A 473-nucleotide genomic window follows, 5' to 3' on the forward strand; every position below is an offset into this window, starting at 1 on the left:
CAGTTGGATAGTCCTTTTATCCGTTTATGGTGTGGATAGTGTACTGACTATCATTCACCGCCTGATGCTTCATGAGAATATCGGGCTACCGCATCGCAAGCATCTGTATCAGATTATGGCGAATGAACTGAAGATTCCTCATGTCATAGTCTCTCTGGCCTATATGACAATACAGACTCTTATAATAGTAGGATATATTTATTGTCAACGGTATGGCTATATCTTCTTGATAGGGTGTATCTTACTGTTGAGCGCAATATACGTACTCTTCATGAAAAAGTATTTTTCAAGACATATCTCTTGAATTACTTTCCCATTACCAAAAGTAATCTTTAATCGGGATATTGGAGTATTGCTTTCCGAATCATTGGTTACTTGGTACAGTTTCTTTGCTGCTTCAAGAAATCTTGGAAATAATGTTCCCCACTGGTTGTTGACAACAATTTTTGTTCCGTCTGCTAATAAAATAACTT

General features: G+C 37.0%; 1 pseudogene. It reads left to right on the plus strand.

What is annotated here, in order from left to right:
• A pseudogene (locus ABUA47_RS23980) lies at positions 1–304 on the plus strand (UDP-GlcNAc--UDP-phosphate GlcNAc-1-phosphate transferase); the annotation flags it as partial.
• Positions 305–473: the final 169 nt, after the last annotated feature.

The organism is Bacteroides sp. RTP31139st1_H2_RTP31139_211217 (genome assembly GCF_040227615.1).
GTDB classification, from domain to species: Bacteria; Bacteroidota; Bacteroidia; order Bacteroidales; family Bacteroidaceae; genus Bacteroides; species Bacteroides uniformis.